Source organism: Castellaniella sp., from assembly GCF_041677825.1.
Lineage (GTDB): Bacteria > Pseudomonadota > Gammaproteobacteria > Burkholderiales > Burkholderiaceae_B > Castellaniella.
Window position 1 is genome coordinate 11,612 of sequence record NZ_JBAYPG010000033.1, and the last position, 16,248, is coordinate 27,859.

Annotated in this window: 13 protein-coding genes; 1 reads left to right on the plus strand and 12 read right to left on the minus strand. The window is 62.8% G+C overall.

All coding sequences use genetic code 11. The features are described from left to right. The first annotated feature begins 21 nt into the window (after positions 1 to 21). Positions 22 to 2,109, plus strand: a complete 2,088-nt coding sequence (locus tag WCY17_RS12600; protein ID WP_372702541.1) for a 3-hydroxyacyl-CoA dehydrogenase NAD-binding domain-containing protein — start codon at positions 22 to 24, stop codon at positions 2,107 to 2,109. A 64-nt stretch (positions 2,110 to 2,173) separates the two neighbouring features. Here WCY17_RS12600 and WCY17_RS12605 read toward each other — a convergent pair whose 3' ends face one another. The 12 genes from WCY17_RS12605 to WCY17_RS12660 all read right to left on the minus strand — a co-directional run bounded on the left by WCY17_RS12605 (position 2,174) and on the right by WCY17_RS12660 (position 16,129). Next, positions 2,174 to 3,361 (minus strand): acetyl-CoA C-acyltransferase, encoded by a 1,188-nt coding sequence (locus WCY17_RS12605; protein ID WP_372702542.1) that lies wholly within the window; start codon positions 3,359 to 3,361, stop codon positions 2,174 to 2,176. A gap of 75 nt (positions 3,362 to 3,436) precedes the next feature. Further along, complete coding sequence (locus WCY17_RS12610) at positions 3,437 to 5,065, minus strand: AMP-binding protein (protein WP_372702543.1); 1,629 nt, start codon at positions 5,063 to 5,065, stop codon at positions 3,437 to 3,439. 38 nt (positions 5,066 to 5,103) lie between these two features. Next, positions 5,104 to 6,312 carry an ABC transporter substrate-binding protein gene (locus tag WCY17_RS12615; RefSeq protein WP_372702544.1) on the minus strand — a complete coding sequence of 403 codons (1,209 nt, stop codon included), beginning with the start codon at positions 6,310 to 6,312 and terminating at the stop codon, positions 5,104 to 5,106. A gap of 83 nt (positions 6,313 to 6,395) precedes the next feature. Next, positions 6,396 to 7,550, minus strand: a complete 1,155-nt coding sequence (locus tag WCY17_RS12620; RefSeq protein ID WP_372702556.1) for an acyl-CoA dehydrogenase family protein — start codon at positions 7,548 to 7,550, stop codon at positions 6,396 to 6,398. A 27-nt stretch (positions 7,551 to 7,577) separates the two neighbouring features. After that, positions 7,578 to 8,495, minus strand: coding sequence for a MaoC/PaaZ C-terminal domain-containing protein (locus tag WCY17_RS12625; RefSeq protein WP_372702545.1), 918 nt, complete (start codon positions 8,493 to 8,495; stop codon positions 7,578 to 7,580). A 2-nt stretch (positions 8,496 to 8,497) separates the two neighbouring features. Beyond that, the gene (locus WCY17_RS12630; protein ID WP_372702546.1) at positions 8,498 to 9,403 is read right to left on the minus strand and encodes an SDR family NAD(P)-dependent oxidoreductase; all 906 of its coding nucleotides are present in this window, start codon (positions 9,401 to 9,403) and stop codon (positions 8,498 to 8,500) included. Next, complete coding sequence (locus WCY17_RS12635) at positions 9,400 to 11,238, minus strand: long-chain fatty acid--CoA ligase (RefSeq protein WP_372702547.1); 1,839 nt, start codon at positions 11,236 to 11,238, stop codon at positions 9,400 to 9,402. Before WCY17_RS12635 ends, WCY17_RS12630 begins: the two co-directional genes overlap by 4 nt. After that, entirely contained in the window at positions 11,235 to 12,107 is an 873-nt protein-coding gene (locus tag WCY17_RS12640; RefSeq protein ID WP_372702548.1) for an ABC transporter ATP-binding protein, read from the minus strand. Before WCY17_RS12640 ends, WCY17_RS12635 begins: the two co-directional genes overlap by 4 nt. Further along, a complete protein-coding gene (locus WCY17_RS12645; RefSeq protein ID WP_372702549.1) occupies positions 12,104 to 13,324 on the minus strand; it encodes an ABC transporter substrate-binding protein in 1,221 nt (406 codons plus the stop codon). The genes WCY17_RS12640 and WCY17_RS12645 overlap by 4 nt, the downstream gene beginning before the upstream one ends. Positions 13,325 to 13,344: 20 nt before the next feature. Next, positions 13,345 to 14,385: a branched-chain amino acid ABC transporter permease gene (locus WCY17_RS12650; protein WP_372702550.1), complete on the minus strand. Its 1,041-nt coding sequence runs from the start codon at positions 14,383 to 14,385 to the stop codon at positions 13,345 to 13,347. A 5-nt stretch (positions 14,386 to 14,390) separates the two neighbouring features. After that, complete coding sequence (locus WCY17_RS12655; RefSeq protein WP_372702551.1) at positions 14,391 to 15,284, minus strand: branched-chain amino acid ABC transporter permease; 894 nt, start codon at positions 15,282 to 15,284, stop codon at positions 14,391 to 14,393. Continuing rightward, positions 15,284 to 16,129, minus strand: coding sequence for an ABC transporter ATP-binding protein (locus WCY17_RS12660; protein ID WP_372702552.1), 846 nt, complete (start codon positions 16,127 to 16,129; stop codon positions 15,284 to 15,286). Before WCY17_RS12660 ends, WCY17_RS12655 begins: the two co-directional genes overlap by 1 nt. Between the last annotated feature and the right edge of the window lie 119 nt (positions 16,130 to 16,248).

Here is a 16,248-nt window from a genome sequence, read left to right on the forward strand (position 1 = left end):
TCGGAACAAAAAGGAAAAATCATGGCGGAGTTGGTTTCCTCGACCAGAAGAGGTCAAGTCGTGATTGTCACGATCGACAGTCCCCCGTTGAACTTGAGCTCACAGGCGGTCCGAGTGCAATTGCAATCGGTTATCGCAAGCGTGCAGGATGACGACGAGGCTGCAGCGATATTGCTTCGCTGTGCAGGCCGCACGTTCATGGCGGGTGCGGACATCACGGAATTCGACCACGAAGAAATCCCCGCACCCGATCCGAATGAGATCCACGCCCTGTTGGAAGCCTCTGCCAAACCCATCGTGGCCGCCATGCATGGTACATGCCTGGGCGCAGGGCTGGAACTGGCACTGTCCTGCCATTTTCGGGTCGCCTCCAGCTCAGCCGAATTTGGCCTGCCGGAAGTCAGGCTGGGCGTCATTCCGGGTGCCGGCGGAACCCAGCGCCTGCCACGCCTGATCGGCTTTCAGCCCGCCGTGCAGATGATTTCAACCGGCAACAGGATATCAGCACAAGAGGCGCTGGGATGCGGCCTGATAGACGCGGTATTCGACGGTGATCTGTGTGCACACGCGCTGGAGTATACGCGCACAATTATCGGTTCTGATATTGCATCACGCGTACTCAGCCGGCGTGCGCTGAAGCTCACGCAAGACGACGAGGCCTTTGTCGGCAGGCTTGAAGCCAGTCTGCCCGAGATTGAAAAAGGCGGCATCGCCATACGCGAGGCAATCGAGGCCGTAGGCGAAGCCGGCACTCTGCCCTTTGAACAGGCCTTGTCGGCAGAGCGTCGCCGATTCATGTACTGCAGGGATACCCAGGAGTCCAAGGCACTGCGCCACGCATTCTTTGCCGTACGTACCGCTGCGATCATCCCGAATCTGCCTGCAGGCCTGCAGCTCAGATCGATCAAGATGGTGGGCATCATGGGCGCCGGCACGATGGGTACGGGTATCGCAATGAGCTTTGCCAATGCCGGCATACCGGTGATTCTGCAGGACATCGATGACGGCACCCTGGCCCGGGCCCGTGACGTCATCCATGCGACCTACGGTGCTGCGGCCACCAAGATGCGCATGTCCGCCGCTGAAGCAAAGGCTCGGACGGATCTCATACGCTGCACTCTGGATGACACTGATCTGGTGCCTTGCGATCTCATCATTGAAGCCATCTTTGAAGATTTCGAGATGAAGAAGACAATTTTCCGACGTTTGGGGCACATCGCAAAACCCGGCGCGATCATTGCCAGCAACACCTCGTCGCTCGATGTCAACATTCTGGCGCACTGCTCGGGCCGCCCGAAGGATGTGCTGGGCATGCATTTCTTCAGTCCGGCCCATATCATGCGCCTGCTCGAAGTCGTACGCTGCGATACCACGGCACCGGAAGTCCTGGCGACCATCATGCAGCTGGCCCGGCGCATCAACAAAGTGGCGGTCGTATCGGGCGTATGCTTTGGCTTCATCGGCAACCGCATGCTGGAAGGCTATTTGCGCGAGACAGAATTTCTCCTGCTGGAAGGCGCAACACCCGGGTTCATAGACCAGTCGCTGGAAGCGCATGGCCTGGCCATGGGCCCTTGCCGGATGATCGACATGGCTGGCATCGATGTGGCGGCCAATGTCGTTCTCGAACAAAAAAAGGCAGGCCGAATCGCCGAAGACGACAGCTATCGCTGTGTCGTGCAGGCGTTGCACGAACTAGGGCGACACGGCCAGAAAACGGGCAAAGGCTATTACCGCTACGAAGGTCGCATACCCAGGGAAGATGAAACCCTTCAGGACACCTTCCGCGACCTCGCCCGGAAGCACGGCATCAGGCAGCGCAACGATATCAGCAGACAGGAAGTCATCGAGCGCTGCCTGTATCCGCTCATGGCCGAAGGCTACCGGATTCTGGAAGAAGGCATTGCCTATCGCTCATCAGACATCGACGTCGTCTGGATACATGGTTACGGTTTTCCAGCTTACCTGGGTGGCCCCATGTTTCATGCGCGCACGATAGGTGAACACAATGTGGCCGCCAGCATGAAACGGTTTGCACAGCGCTACGGCAATGCCCAAGGTTATTGGGATATTCCGCACAGCTTGTCCACTGGTCGTGCTGCTGACTAACCACGCCACAGCGAATCCAGGCGCGGCCAGCGCGCCTGTCAACCATCGCATCCGCGAGACATGACTACGGCCTGACCCTCTCGATCAGCGTGGCCATGCCCATGCCGCCACCCAGGCACATGCTGACGATGGCGTAGCGGCCGTCCGTATCCTGCAGGTGCTGCACGGCCGTCATGGTCATGCGGATGCCCGTGGCGCCGGGCGGATGCCCGATCGAAATCCCGCCACCGTACAGATTGGTCCGCTCGCGTGGTATGCCCAGTTCCTTTTCGGCATGCAAATTGACCACCGCAAAGGCCTCGTTGATCTCGAAATAATCGATGTCGGCGACCGTCAGCCCGGTGCGCTCGAGCAGGGCCTGCATTGCAGGCACCGGCCCGATGCCCATCAGATGGGGCGGCACCCCGGCCACGGCGTAATCGACGACCCGGGCTTCGGGCTGCAGGCCGAACTGTTCTCGGGCCGGCTGGCCAAACACCAGAATGGCGGCACAGCCGTCGGTGACGCCGCTGGAGTTGCCTGCGCTGACCTGGCCTCCGGCGCGAAACGCCGGTTTCAGTTCGGACAGGCGCTGGCGGGTGACGGTCGGGCGCGGAAACTCATCCACCGCGAAGGTCCGGCGGCCCTTGCCATCGGGTACCTCGATGGGCACGATCTGTTTGGCCAGGAACCCGGATGCCTGCGCGTCCCGGGCGCGCATCTGGCTCATGAAGGCCCAGTCATCCATGTCGTCGCGCTGGTATTTGTACGTTTCGGTGACGTTCTCGGCGGTTTCACCCATCAGTTCGCGATTGAAGGGGCAGCGATAGACCTGATCGAGGCCATCCACCAGCAGCGATTCGCCGCGGATGGCCCCCCAGCGGGTCCCGGGGGAGATGTATGGCATGCGGCTGAAATTCTCGCCGCCTGCGGCCACCGACAGCACGCTGTGGCCCGTCATGACCTGCAGGGCCGCGCTGATGATGGCCTGCGAACCCGTACCGCATGCACGGCGCACATTCAGGGCGGCGCTTTCCGTGGGCAACCCGGAACCCAGCGCGACCTTGCGAGCCAGAAACGCGCTGTCGAGATCCACGGCACCCACGTTGCCGAACACCAGATGATCGATGTCATGCGGATCCACACCCGCGCGGGCAACGCAGGCCTTGACAGTATGAACGCCCATGTCGCTGAGCGGCGTGTCCTTGAGTGATTTGCCGAAATCGCCAAATGCGGTGCGAATGCCTGAGGACAGGTAGATATCTTTGAACATTATTGATGCATATCCATAAAAACAAATCGTCACAGCCGATTCGAACCAGGCCAGGCCAATCCGAACCCGTTGCCATCAATTGAAATCGAGATTTCTTCGCTTCAATTTCCTGAAATCAAAAACACCGTCGATCTTTCTCGGATCCACATCATCCTTGAAGATGAGGTATTTCTGAATTTTCTGCGTGCCGCTGACCGGTATCCGGTCGGTGAACCAGATATAGGCGGGCGCCTTGTAATAGCTCAGGTGCTGCATGCAATGCAGAAACAGTGACCGGGCGGTGTCCACATCGCCGGCCCCCGACTTGAGCACGACGCAGGCATAGACTTCTTCTTCGCGCACCTCATCGTCGACGGCAATCACGGTGGCCTGCTTGACGAGCGGATGATCCTGCAGCATTTCTTCCACCTCGGCTGCGGCAATATTCTCGCCCGAGCGCCGGATGATGTTCTTGTCCCGGTCCACGAAATGCATGGTGCCGTCAGGGCTGCGCCTGACCAGGTCGCCCGTATGGAACCAGCCGCCACGCCAGGCCCGCTCGGTGGCCTCGGGGTCACCGAGGTAACCGCTGAAGAATCGCCGGCGTGGGGTCTCGGCTGAATGCCGTATGGTGAGCTCACCCACTTCGCCATCGGGCACCGGCTGATCATCGGCATCCACGATCCTGGCTTCCAGCCCGTATGCAGGTGCCTTGCCGAACGCCCGGGTGCCCACCGACCTGGGCGGAAAGTTGTCGGCGAACACGCCGACCATTTCGGTCATGCCCCAGACTTCGATCAGTGGAAACCCGAAGCGTTCTTCGAACTTCTGGTGCAGCGTGGCTTCGACCCCGGCACCGATCCCGAAGCGCACCTGGTGTGCCCTGTCCTGATCGGAAGCGGGCTGGCCCAGCAGCAAGGGCACAATCACGCCGAGGTAATGGACCACCGTCGCTTCACAGGCCCGGATCTCGTTCCACCAGCGCTGCGGATGGAACCGATCGCCGATGATCTGACAATTGCCCGCCAGCATGACGCAGAAAAAGGAAAATACCGATGCGTTGACGTGGTAGAGCGGCAGGGGGTTGTACAGGCGGTCGGCCCCTTCATTGAAGGTGGCCAGACCGCCCAGAGCCAGATACCAGGCGCCGCATTCCAGTTCATAGCCATGCGACAGTACGCAGCCCTTTGGCCGCCCGGTGGTGCCTGACGTATACAGGATGCTGGCGGCCGTCGTCCCGTCGATGAGCACCGGGTCCGCTTGCCGTACGGCCCTGGGCAGGCCACTGCGCACCGCTGTTTCGAGGCAGACCTCGACATGGCCGGAGGCGACCGCCTCCACGAAGGGCAGCCGGTTTTCTGCGGCGATGATCAGATCGGGCCGGGAATGATCGACGATATATTGCAGTTCATTGGCCCGGTATTCGAAGTTCAGCGGAATGCAGCAGATGCCCAGGGCATTCAGGGCCAGTTTGTGGAGCAGGTGCTCCGGGCGGTTCTCGAGATCGAGCGCCACCCTGTGCCCCACGCCATAACCCGCCTGCCGGTAGCATTCGATCAGCCGATCGACCTCGGCCAGTGCCTTGCGGTAGCTGATGGAACAGCCTTCCCGGCAGTAGGCCCTGTCGGGGTTTGCCGGCATCATGATCAGCGGCCTGTCGCCGTAGCGATGGGCCGCTGCCCTGAATGCCTCACCTATCGTGGCGTTCTGATCGACCTGAATCATGATTCAAACCCTCCTCTGGATGACCCTGCCCCCACCCGTCATTTCCAATACTGGCACGTTGAATTCTCTTTGGTGATCAGTACGTCTTCACCGGGCAGGGTCTTGACCACCTTGAAGTAATCCCACGGATACTGCGACTCCTCGGGTGTCTTCACCTGCAGCAGATACATGTCCTTCACCAGGCGGCCGTCCGGGCGCACATGGGCATTTTTCGCAAACATGTCGTTCACCGGGGTCGAACGCATGTACTCGATCACGGCATCCGCATCATCCGTACCCACTGCGGCCACGGCCTCGAGGTACGAGCGGACGGCAGAGTAGTCGCCCGCCTGCACGAATGTGGGCTGGCGGTCCATGACGTCATAAAACCGTTTCGCCCAGGCCCGCGAATCCTCGTCCATATCCCAGTACCAGGCCGAGCTGGTGTACATGCCCTGTGTCACGGGCAGGCCCAGCGCATGAATGTCCGTCTCGAACATGAGCGGCGCGGCCAGATTCATCTGGTCGGTCAGGCCGAACTCCCGGGCCCCCTTGATCGACGCGATCAGGTCTGCACCGGCATTGGCAAGGCCCAGGACATCGGCATTGGAAGACTGGGCCTGTAGCAGGAAGGAAGAGAAATCCGCAGCGGATATCGGGTGCCGGACGCTGCCCAGGACCTCACCGCCCCCGGCGATCACGGCATCGCCGGTTTCCTTTTCCAGGGACGCACCATACGCGTAGTCGGCCGTCAGAAAATACCAGGTCTTGCCGCCCAGCTCCACGACGGCATTGGCGACCGTCTTGGCGACGGCTGCGGTATCGTACGCATATTGCATGACATACGGGGAGCAGTCCTCGTTGGACAGCCGCGTCGTGCCCCCGCCCACGGCGATGAAGGGCTTTTTCTTGTCGGCGGCCACCTTGGCCATGGCCAGGTTGGTGGCCGAGTTCGTGCCCCCGATCAGGACATCCAGGCCCTGGACATCGAACCATTCGCGGGCCTTGGCCGAGGCGATGTCCGCCTTGTGCTGGTGATCGGCCGTCAAGAGCTCGACCTTGATGCCCTTCAGACTGGGGGCTGCGTCCTCGATGGCCATCTTGATGGCCTCGACGCCGCCCTGGCCATCGACATCGGCATAGACACTGGACATGTCGGTGATGAAGCCCACCTTGACCGTCTGATCGGAAATATCGGCATACGCCAGGGCAGATACCGAAAGCCCGACCAGGCAACCCGATGCATACTTGGCAAATTGGGTGTTCATTGTTGTCTCCTTCAAATATATGAAAGTTATCGTTGCAGGAAGATTTCCGTTGCAGAAAGATTTCCGCTTCGGAAAGGCTCTTTTCAGCGCGCGTCAAACAGCCCGCGCGCGATGATTTCCTTCATGATTTCCGTCGTGCCGCCATAGATGCGCTGGATACGGGCGTCTGCCCAGGCACGCGCGATGGGGTATTCGCGCATGTAGCCATAACCGCCAAACATCTGGGCACACTCGTCGAGCACGGTGAACTGCATCTCGGTGGTCCAGGCCTTGGCCACCGATGCGGTGACGGTGTCGAGTGCGCCACGCAGATGCTTTCTCAGGCAATCGTTGAGAAAACTGCGCGCCACCAGGGTATTCGAATAGGCCTGCGCCAGCTTGTGGCGCAGCACTTGCTTGTCGGACAACGGGGCCCCGAAGGCCTGCCGCTGGGTCAGGTAATCGCGCGTCAGCGAGACCCCGGCTTCCATGGCGGACACGGCCGTGATGGCCACGAGCAGCCGCTCCTGCGGCAGTTCGGTCATCATGTAGCGGAATCCGCTGCCTTCATCGCCCAGCAGATGATCCGCGGGCAGGCGCAGATCGGTGAAGAACAGCTCCGAGGTATCCTGGGCGTGCATGCCGATCTTCTCGAGTGCCTTGCCGCGGCTGAAGCCCGGGCGATCTGCATCGACGAGAAACAGGCTGGCACCCCTGGCGCCCAGTTCGGGATCCGTCTTGGCAGCCAGCAGCACCAGGTCCGCGATCTGGCCGTTGGAGATGAATATCTTCTGCCCATTGACGACCCAATCGTCGCCATCGCGCAGAGCCCTGGTACGGATACCGGCCAGATCACTGCCCGCGCCGGGTTCGGTCATGCCGATCGCCCCGATCACCTCGCCACGCACCATGCGCGGCAGCCAGGCCTGCTTCTGGGCTTCCGACCCATAATGCAGCAAATAGGGGGTGACGATGTCGGAGTGCAGGTAGAACAGGGGCCCCGTGGCGCCCGCGCGCGCCATCTCTTCGACCAGGATGGCGCTGTAGCCGAAGTCCACCCCGGCGCCGCCATAGTCTTCCGGCACGGTCATGCACAGCAGGCCCAGTTCCCCGGCGCGCAGCCAAAGATCACGCGGCACCTGGCCAGCGCGCTCCCACTGGGCATGGTGCGGCGTGATTTCGGCGGCGATGAAGCGCTGGACCGTATTGCGGAACTCGTCGTAGCCCGGGCCATTCAACGGGTCCGTCGTGGCGTTCAGATCGATCACGGTGTCTGTTCTCCTGAATCAGTGTCGGGGCGTGCGCACCCGGGCCAGGCCACGGTCGAGCACGATGGTGTTGCGCTCGGCCACCGAGGTCCGGAAGCGGATGAGCCCGTCTTCTTGCCAGAATTCGCAGCGCAGGGTCTCCCCGGGGTACACCGGGGCCGTGAAGCGGGCGCGCATTTCGGCCAGCCGGGCCGTGTCGAATTCGCAGAATTCGCAGACCAGGATCATGCCCAGCAGGCCGAAGGTCGCCATGCCATGCATGATGGGGCGCTCGAAACCCGCCTTGCGGGCGACGGCCGGATCGGCATGCAGGGGGTTGGGGTCGACACTGAGCCGGTACAGCAAGGACTGGTTCGTGGTCGTGGCCCGATCGAGCACCCGGTCGGCCGCGCGCTGCGGCAGGGGCGCAAGGGGCTGCGGCATCTGGGCGCCCGGCTGCTGCCACAGGTCACCGGGCAGGCCCTGATTGCCCCTGGCCATCACCGTCATGTGAGAACGCACCAGGACGTCTTCGGTGTCCACTGCCCGAAGTTCGCGTTCGACCACGAAGATCACGCCGCGGCCAGGGCCTTTGTCCTCCACGTGCAGCACCCGGTTATGGCCGGTGACGTCGCCCTCGGGCGGCAAGGGTCCGAGCCAGGCCATGGACTGTTCGCCATGCAGCAGCCGCTTCCAGTCCAGGCCGGTCTCGGGCGCCTGCATCCAGAAACCGGGGTCGCCCAGCATGGCCGCCATGGTCGGCAGGGCCTGCAGGTCTTTTTCATAGACGAAGCGCAGGTGCCGTTCATCCCAGGCCTCCGGGCCCTGGGCCGCACCGACGCCCAGGGCGTACAGAATGGTGTCGCGCGCCTGATAGGATCGTCGTATGGCGGGCAGTGGAAAGTGCAGCAGACGCTGCAGATCCACGCGGTGCGGGTCGGGATCGAACAAGGACATTTTCAGGCCTCCGACGGTGTGAAAATGTCCTGCAGGGCCTCGAACGCACTCTGGTGGTGGCGTGCGGCAGCCGGGTCCGCGATGTCCGGCCAGTGGCTGGCCACGAACTCGGGCGAGACGTCGTCGACGGGAGCGCGCACACCCACCCCTTCGACGATACGCACCGTAGAAAAGTAGCCACCGCCCGCAGACAGGATCTGCCCGGTCAGGCCGCAGGCCTCGGACACCAGAAATGCCACACCCGCGGCCACGCACTCGGGCGCGGCGTCGTCGAGCAGGCGTCCCAGCGCCACCCCTTCCGTCATCCGGGTCAGGGCCACGGGCGCGATCGCATTCACATGGATGCCCGCGCGTGCGCCTTCGTGCTTGAGGGTGTTCATCAGCCCCACCACCGCAAGCTTTGCCGCGCCATAGTTGGACTGGCCGTAATTGCCATACAGGCCGGCGGCGGATGTGGTCATGATGATGCGCCCATACTGCTGCCGCTGCATGATGGGCCACGCGGCCCGGGTACACCAGGCGCTGCCCAGCAGATGCACCCGCACCACCTCCTCGAACTCGGCGATGTCCATCCTGGCCAGGGATTTGTCGCGCAGGATCCCGGCGTTGTTGATCAGGATGTCGACCCGGCCAAATGCCGCGACCGCGTCATCGACCAGACGCTGGGCCCCTTCGGGCATGGCAATGTCGCTGGTGTTGGCCAATGCCCGGCCACCCGCAGACTGGATCTCGTCGACCACGGCCTGGGCCGCGCCCGCATCACCGGGCGCCTCGCCATCGGCAGCGCGCAGATCATTGACCACGACAGCCGCTCCGCGGCTGGCCAGCAGCAGCGCATAGGCGCGCCCCAGACCACCACCGGCGCCAGTCACCATGGCAACGCGGCCATCAAAACGAATCGATTTCATGCGGTTTCCTTCATCCTGCTCTTGCTGCCGTACAAGGCTTCGATTTCATCAGCAAATTTTTCGAAGATGCTGCTGCGCTTGATCTTCATGGTGGCCGTCACCTCGCCATCGTCATGATCGAGCTCCTTGGTCAGCAGATGGAACTTGCGCACCTGCTGCACGCGCGGCATCTGCGCGTTGACCCGGTCCACTTCGGATTGCACCAGCTCGCCCACGCGCGGGTTCTCGGCCAACGTGCGGAAGTGGGTGTAGGCCACGCCGTGTTCTTCGGCCCATTTGCCCACGGTTTCATAGTCGATCTGGATGAGCGCCGACACGAAAGGCCGGCGGTCGGCCACGATCACGGCTTCCTTGATATAGACGCTGAACTTCAGGGCATTCTCGATTTCGCTGGGCGTGATGTTCTTGCCCCCCGCGGTGATCATGATGTCCTTCTTGCGGTCCACGATCCTGATTTCCTGACCCACGGCCTCGGCCACATCACCGGTGTGCAGCCAGCCGGCGTCATCCAGGGCCTCGCGGGTGGACGCTTCATCGCCGTAATAGCCCTTGAACACGGTGGCGCCGCGCACCAGCAGCTCGCCATCATCCGCGATACGGATTTCAATGCCGGGCAAGGGCCCGCCCACGGTGCCCAGGGGTGAAAAGTCGCTATCCTGCAAGGTGACGAAACCCGCGGTTTCCGTCATCCCGTAGCCTTCCCGGATGGGGATGCCCAGCACCCGGAAAAACCGCAGCATGTCCGGTGCAATGGGCGCGGCGCCCGACATCGCAAGCCGGCACTTGCGCAGGCCGATGAAATTGCTCAACGCGCGCAACAGGATCCAGTACCAGAAGGCATGGGTCAGGCGCTGCCCCCAGGACCACTGCGGCCGGGGCACTTTGGACAGCGGCAAGGTGGCCTGCAGGGCACGCCGGTATATGCGCTGGCGCAGCGGACCGGATTCGCGCATCTTGATCTCGATGCTGGCGTGCATTTTTTCCCAGATCCGGGGTACGCCGATGAACAGGGTGGGCGCGATTTCGCGCAGATCATCCTGCACTGTACGCAGGCTCTCGGCAAAATTCACCATCGCGCCGCACCGCAGGGGCAGGCCGACGGTATAGATCTGCTCGGCCACGTGGCACAGGGGCAGGTAGGACACGGTCGAGTCCTGCGGCGTACATTGGTAGATGGCATCGGTGCTGGCGGCCATCGCCGCCATGTTGCCGAAGCTCAGCATGGCCGCCTTGGGGCGGCCGGTGGAGCCGCTGGTGAAGATCATCAGGGCGATGTCGTCCATCGACTGCTCGGCCAGGCGCGCTTCGACCAGGCCGGGATGTGCCTGCTCATGCGCCTTGCCGTGGTCGACGACTTCGGCAAATGTCAGCAGATTGTCGATCCCGTAGCCGCCGATCCCCCGGGGATCGATGACCACGATGTGCGTCAGGCGGGGCAGGTGTTCGCGGACCTCGAGCACCTTGTCGAGCTGCTCCTGGTCTTCGCAGACCACGATGGCCGCATCCGACGCCTGCAGCAGGTACCTGACTTCAGCCGCCGGTGAAGTCGGGTACACCCCGACCACGACGGCGCCCACCAGGCCACAGCCCAGCTGGGCGAACACCCACTCCTTGCGGTTCTCGCTCAGGATGGCGCAATGCCCGGCACGCGGCAGCCCCAGTTGCGTCAGGCCAAGGCCGAAATGGCGTGCCGTTTCTTCATACCGGGCCCACGAAACGGGTTCCCAGATGCCGAAATCCTTCTGGCGCAAGGCCACCGCATCGCCCTGCGTGCGCGCCCAGTGCCGCAGCTGCTGCGGCAGGGTCAGGGTCGCCGTATCCACCGTTTCGCTCATGACAACCATCTCTTGCGGCGTTTGTAATGCTTGATGTTGCGGAAACTGACCAGCTCCTGCGCGCCGTCGCCGTAACCCAGATAGAAACGCTGGACGTCTGCATCCTGCGCCAGCCTGGCGACTTCTCCATCGATGACGATGCGGCCACTTTCCATGATGTAGCCATAGTGCGCGATGCCAAAGGCGGCCATGGCGTTCTGCTCGACCAGCAGCATGGCCACGCCCTGCTCCTGGTTGATGCGCACGATGATCCTGAAAATATCCTCGACCACCAGGGGCGCCAGGCCCAGCGAGGGCTCATCCAGCAACATCAGCGTCGGCTTGCCCAGCAGCGCGCGGCCAATGGCCAGCATCTGCTGCTCACCGCCCGAGAGGTACCCCGAGCGCTGGGCGCGGCGCTCGCGCAGACGGGGAAAATACTCGTAGATCAGATCCAGGTCGGGTTTTTCTCCGCGTCCCTTGAGGGCATTGCCGGCCACGATGAGATTCTCTTCGACGGTGAGATCCTCGAACACGTGGCGGCCTTCCCGGACATGGGCAATCCCCCGCCGTGCCAGCAGGTGCGGCGGCGTGGCATCGATACGCTCGCCCAGGTAATGGATGGACCCGGAACGCAGCTGCCCGACTTCCAGCGGCAGCAGGTTTGAAATGGCCTTCAGGGTCGTGGTCTTGCCGGCGCCATTGCTGCCCAGCAGCGCCACGATCCGGCCGCAGGGCACCGCAAGCGACAGCCCCCTGAGAACCTGTATCGTGTGCTGATAGACCACCTCGATGTTCTCTATCACGAGTGCAGGTTCTGCAGCGCTGCTGTCTGGCAACGCCGTCGTGCGCGGCGTCGCCAGTCCGGCATGGCCCGGGGCTGGGGTCATGATGTCTCGATCCAGTCGCTGATGGGCCGCATCAGCTCGGACTTGACGTCATATTCGTAGATGCGGCCAATCGGGATCTGATGGCTCTTGAGCGAAGCCGGCAGACCCATGATGCCACCCGTATCCCAGTTCTCGATGCTCTCCAGCGCCTGCTTCATGTTCTCGCCGGTGAGCGCCTTGTCGGCATTGATGCAGCGCTCGGCGATTTCGGCAAAGATCATCCCGGCAAACCAGGTGTGCGTATTGAACAGGGTGATGTAGCCTTGATCCGGATAGGTTCTGGAGACGTAGTCCGCCATTTCCTTCATCATGGGCGCATTGTCGGTCTCGTAGGAATAGCGGTAGGGCATCACGCCCACCCAGCCCTCGGCGGCAGCCCCCATCGAACTGACCGTGGTCTTGTCCATGCTCCAGATGGTGCCCATGGGGATGGCCTTCATGCCCGCCTCGCGCATCTGCTTGATGAACTCGGGGATCGGCGCCAGCACATAGCCATGGAAAATGATGTAATCGGGCTTGGCACGGCGCAGCTTGGCCACCTCGCTGGAGACATCCACGGCGCCCGGCTTGGTGACCACTTCGAGCACGATGGGGATCTGCAGCGCCTCGGCGCGCGCCTTGATGCCCGGAATCGGATCGCGGCCGAACTCGGTATCGCTGTAGACGATGGCCACCGACGGCTTGCTGGAACCGCTGGCCTTGCTGCTGATGTACTCGAGCAAAATGCCGCCCATCGCCACGTAGGTCGGCGCGGCAATGAAGTGATAGGGGTGCAGCGCCGGATCGGCCAGTTCGGAAGAAAAGCCCACCCCGCTGGTGAGCGTGGTGTTCAGGGGCTCGACCTCCTTGGCCGCCACTTTGGCCCAGCCAGTGGAGCCGCCAAAGAAGAATGGTGGCTTGTACTCGCCCATGAGCTTCTTGAAGATGGCCATTTCGTGGTCCATCTTGTAGACGGAGTCTTCGGATATGTAGCGCAGGCGCCGGCCGGCGACCCCGCCCTGTTCATTGCGCCAGTTGCAGTAATCGCCCAGCCCCTGGTTGAGCCCCACGCCGGCAAATGAAAAGACCCCGGTGATGGGCTGGGCCGCCCCGATGACGATGTCGCCGGACTCGGCCATGGCGACGCGAAACGGCAGTGCCGACAGGGCGGCGGCACCCAGGCCGGCGGCCATGGCACGGCGACGCGGGATATTGACAGGATGATCAGTGTTTCTCACGGGTTGTCTCCAAGGTGGTTTCAGGCTCTGAATGGCCAAAGGTGGAAAAATCGCCGTATGCGACGCCATACTTCCAGCAGTCCATGCGGCTCGAACACAAGAAATCCGATGATGAGCAGCCCGAAGACGATCTGCTGCATCGAGCTCAAAACCGAAGTGGCGCCGGGTGCCCACTGCGTGGCATAACTGACCGAGACCCGCAGCAGCTCCGGCAGGAGCGTCATGAAGACGGCGCCGAATATCGTGCCCAGCAGGCTGCCCAGGCCGCCGACGATGATGGCCGCCAGATAGAAAATGGACAGTTCCAGGGTGAAATATTCCGGCGTGATGGCCCGGTAGAAATAACCGAGCAGGCTGCCGGCCACACCGGCATAGAAAGAGCCAATGGCGAACGCCGCGAGTTTGTAGTGCAGGAGGTTGATGCCCAGCACCTCGGCGGAGATGTCCCGGTCGCGGATGGCGATGAAGGCCCGGCCCACCCGCGTGCGAAACAGGTTGCGCGCGGCGATCAGCAAGAGGATGGCCACCGGCATGATGAGAAAATACACGCTGTGATCGTTGCGCAATTCAAAGCCCATCAGGCGGGCGGCAGGAATGGTCACCCCGCCCACGCCACCGGTCACGCTGCTCCATTCACGAAACACATAGACCAGGATGAACTGCGCCGCCAGGGTGGCCACGGCCAGGTACAGGCCTTTGATGCGCAGGCTGGGCAGCCCCACGACCACACCCAGCAGGCCGGCCATCAGGCCCGACAGGGGCAGCACGAGGATGAACGGCACACCGCGCTGCGCCAGATAGGCCGTGGTATAGCAGCCCACCCCCATGAATGCGGCATGGCCCAGGGAAATGAGGCCGGTGTAGCCGGTCATGATGTTCAGGCCGGTAGCGGCAATGATGTGGATGCCCAGCAGGCAGGCCACACCGGCGACGTAGCCATTCACCCCGAACGGAAAGCACAGCAGCAAAAGCACGAGCAGGCCCAGCCATCCGCGCTGCACCCGGGTCGGCCAGATGGCCTCGTCGTGCTCGTAGCTCTCTCGAAAATCGCCAATTCTCATGGGTTCTACAACCTTTCAATTTCGCGCGTGCCGAACAGGCCGTAGGGCCGGATCAGCAGGATCACCAGCACGATCACGTAAGGCACGATGTCACGCACCTTGCCCCCCAGGTAACCGGCCGTGAGGCTTTCCAGCAGGCCAATGATCAGGCCCGCTACGATGGCACCGACGATGCTGTCGAGCCCGCCCAGAATGATGACGGACAGTACTCCCAGCGCGACCCCGCCCAGCGCAGGCGAAAGATTGGTGATGGCTGCGACGATGATGCCGGCCACGGCGCCGACGACACCGGCAAACATCCAGGTCAGGCGCTGCGTGGCCCGCACATCGACGCCCAGGACATAGGCCGTGGTGGGGTCACTGGCCGCGGCGCGCATCGAGACCCCGGTGGCCGTGTAGCGGAAATACAGGCTGAACACCAGGATGACGGCGGCGGCCAGAAGAAAGCTCCAGATCATCTGGCCGGGAATGAACACATCGCCCAGGTACAGGGGCGTGCGCGGCAGCAGGGCCGGCATTTCGTAGGTGTGGCCACCGCCCCATATGGCGTTGATGCCGCCGCCCAGCGCGCTGGCCAGCCCGAGTGTCACCATGAGAATGGAGATGACGGGCTGCCCTGACAGGGGCCTGAGGATGGCCTTCTCGATCAGGGCCGATACCAGCGCCACGGCCAGCAGGGACAGGATGAGCGCCGCAAGCGCGGGGATCCCCCACATGACGTTTGCGGTATAGAAAAAATACGCGCCCAGCATCATGAACTCGCCCATGGCGAAGTTGATCACGCCGGTGCCCTTGTAGACCAGGACAAAGCCCAGGGCAATCAGCGCCTGCAGCCCGCCGGCCAGCAGACCGAGGGCCGCGTATTCGGCCAGTTCATACCAATCGAAGTCGAGCGGCATCAGTGCACCTCCTGGACTGCGGGCCCGGCCGGTGCAGCCGCTTCGGCGGCGCCGCCCAGATAGGCGCGCACCACATCAGGATTGCCGCGCACTTCGGCCGGAGTGCCCCGGCCGATGGCCTCGCCAAAATTGACGACCACGACATGGTTGGAAATATCCATCACCAGGCCCATGTCATGCTCGATCAGGAGCACGGTGATGCCCCATTGTTCCTGCACATCGAGAATGAAGCGGGCCATGTCCTCGGTCTCTTCCCGGTTCATTCCGGCCACGGGTTCGTCCAGCATCAGGACCTTGGGTCGCATGGCCAGCGCACGGGCCAGTTCGACGCGTTTCTGCAGACCATAGGACAGGCCGGCGACCGACTGGTGCCGGATATGGTCGATCTCCAGGAAGTCGATGACTTCATGCTCGATCTCGCGTCGCAGCGCCATCTCTTCCTGCTTTGCAGGCCCCAGGTACCACATGGCCGAGAGCAGGTTGGAATTCAGGCGGGTATGGCCGCCCAGCTTGATGTTGTCCAGCACCGTCATGCCCCGGAACAGGGCGACGTTCTGGAACGTGCGTGCCAGACCCATGGCGGCGCGCCGGTGCGCACTATGGTGGGTCACGTCCTGCCCTTCGAAGCGCACGGTGCCGCCCTGGGGCCGGTAAAAGCCGGAAATGGTGTTGAACAGGCTGGTCTTGCCGGCCCCATTGGGGCCGATAATGGCCGTGATTTCGCCCTTGCGGGCCGACAGCGAGACCCCGTTCAGGGCGCGTATGCCGCCGAAGTTGAGCTTCAGGTCATTGACTTCGAGCACGGGCGCCTGGCTTGCGGGGCTGGACGGGCCGGCTGGCGTCATTGCGCAGTCTCCGTGCCGCTCCAGTTGCCGACGGGCGTGTTCTTGATGTAGACGGTGCCGGTCAGCGTGGAAATCAGCACCGGCGCGCCGCCATCGCGCCCGTGGCGCATGACCTCGAT